This window comes from Mesorhizobium sp. M7A.F.Ca.CA.004.12.1.1 (assembly GCF_003997835.1).
Taxonomy (GTDB): domain Bacteria; phylum Pseudomonadota; class Alphaproteobacteria; order Rhizobiales; family Rhizobiaceae; genus Mesorhizobium.
Genome location: NZ_RZRK01000962.1, coordinates 1 through 2,096, shown reverse-complemented (window position 1 = coordinate 2,096; position 2,096 = coordinate 1). Strand labels below are relative to the sequence as shown.

Sequence of the window (2,096 nt, the reverse complement as noted above, 5' to 3'; positions counted from 1 at the left end):
TTGCGGCGGGGCGTGGGCGGGCAGGGCGCCGAAGGCCCCCATCAGGCCGGCGACAAGCAGGGCGGCGATGGTTCCCGCGCCGGCCGTTATCCAGGTTTGAAATCTTGAGCGGGCAGTCTTGAACATCCCAAACTATGCACGTCGACGATCAGCCACCCCTGCGCAGTCTAGAAAGAAAAAATTGCCGATGGAACCCGCAAATGGCTGGTCCAGCCTCACGCTGCTTCGCGCGCCCATAGAAGATGGCCATGGCGACGAAAATACCGTGCCACCAGCCGTTGTTGCTTGGCCCTGACCAGGTCGGGCAAGCGCCGCTCCTGGCGCCAGCGCGGTATGTTGCGCCAGCAGGCTATGAAGCGGGCGGCGTCCTCAATGGCCTCTTCCGCCGAGAGCGCCGGGCCAATCGCGGCCAGGAACAGCGCCTCCGACGGTTTCAACTCGTCGATCACTGCCTTGCGCCTGACGTGATCCTGACGGGCGTGGGCGATGCCGTTTCGGCGGATGGCTTCGAAGGCTTCAAGCAGGGCCAGGCTGTCGCCGGCGTAACCGCAGGAACGGGCAAAATCGGTGGCAAAAGCGTCCATTATCGCTCCCGGGTCTGATGCAGTGGGCAGGTTCGTGTCTGACTCACATTTTCATATATATGAAAGCATAACTCAAATTGCACTAGAAGAAAAACTTCGGGGAAAGTTTGAAAACTGCGACTCGACTCCCGGCGCAAAACACAGGAATATGCGAACAAATCAGGAACAACGATGAGGCAGGGGCGATGGCATTGCCGGGCAGGGAACCAACAATCGCGCATGTCGCCTCGATCTCGGTCGAGTGCGCGGATTGCGGCCGCAACCGTTGGTGGCGACCCGATCAGCTGAAGCGGTTCGGCGTGACGGGGAACACGCCGCTTGCCGCTCTGTCGGGCCGCATCGTCTGCGCGGCCTGCCGTGCCGACGGACTGCCAGGAGCGACCGTTACGATCCAGGCGGCCTTCATCGACGAGCGCCAGCGCGTGCGCAGCGAAGCGCAGATGCTGAGCGATCGCGAGGTGCCGCTGGAGGGAGCGAGGCGGGCTTGAGTCTTGTCGAAGGGTGAACGGCCGGTTCGCGTGAGTGAATTGATCGTGCCAGTGGCACGATCAAAGGCCAGCGAACGCCGGGACGCTGCGAAGCAGCGGGGACCCGGCAGGTGGATCCTGCGCTACCCGGCCCTTCGCAAGCTCAGGGCGTTCAAGGCTCGAAAAGCCAAGCAATTGGCTTTTCGTCCGCTGTGCGGACCGCCTTTCACCCCGCAAGGGGAGAAGGCAAGAAGCGCTCCTCAATACCCCAGCAATTCCTTCAGCGGAATCACGCGCCAGACATGTTTGATGGCGTAGCGGTTGAAGGTCAGCGTCTTCGGCGGATTGTACTGCTCGACCACCAGCTCGCCCGCCGTGCGCTTGACCAGCTTCTTGATGAAGGCCTTGCCGTTGCGCTCGTTTTCCTCGGGGAAGGTCTCGATCACCACATGGTCGCCGGGCACCGCGTCGCGGCCGCCGCAATAGATCAGGTCGCCGGGCTCATAACGCGGCACCATGGAATCCGAGAGCACGTGCAGGGCGAACACCTTCGGCAGGTTGCGCACCCCCGGCGGGCGCTGGACGTAACCCGCCGGCTCGCCGTTGAAGGTGAAATCGCCATCGTCGCCGCCGACGGCCGCGCCCAGCACCTCGATATCCATCGACCCCGCGGGTAGCGGACCGGTATCGGTGACGATCTCCGCATCGGCGACCGGTCCGGCATCGTCGAGAAACACGACCTGCCCTTGACCTAGCGCCACCGGGTCGACGCGCAGGAAGGCGGCGGTCTTCAGGAGGTTCTCGGTCTTGGGCAGATTGCGGCCGGTTTCCCAATTGCCGACGGCGGCGACATCAGTGTCGTTGTGCTCGGCGATGTGGCGCATGACCAGGCCGCGCTGCTTGCGCGCCTTGCGGATCGCCGCCCCGACCTTGATCGACAGTTCCGTTCTTGCCATGGCGACCATGTGAGTGATGAAAGTGGCTCTCGTCTATGAAAGAATGGCTTGCATAAATTTGTGAGTTATGCTTATATATGGTTATGCAA

Annotated in this window: 3 protein-coding genes; 1 reads left to right on the top strand and 2 read right to left on the bottom strand. The window is 62.4% G+C overall.

Annotated elements, in window-relative coordinates; genetic code table 11:
- Positions 1–215: 215 nt before the first annotated feature.
- Entirely contained in the window at positions 216–584 is a 369-nt protein-coding gene (locus EN984_RS32280) for a hypothetical protein (RefSeq protein WP_127268737.1), read from the bottom strand.
- Positions 585–769: 185 nt separating this feature from the next.
- Between EN984_RS32280 and EN984_RS32275 the strand changes: the two genes are divergently transcribed.
- The gene (locus tag EN984_RS32275) at positions 770–1,072 is read left to right on the top strand and encodes a hypothetical protein (protein ID WP_127268738.1); all 303 of its coding nucleotides are present in this window, start codon (positions 770–772) and stop codon (positions 1,070–1,072) included.
- A gap of 239 nt (positions 1,073–1,311) precedes the next feature.
- Here the strand turns inward: EN984_RS32275 and EN984_RS32270 are convergent, their stop codons facing one another.
- Positions 1,312–2,016, bottom strand: coding sequence for a helix-turn-helix transcriptional regulator (locus EN984_RS32270; RefSeq protein ID WP_127268739.1), 705 nt, complete (start codon positions 2,014–2,016; stop codon positions 1,312–1,314).
- Positions 2,017–2,096 lie beyond the last annotated feature (80 nt).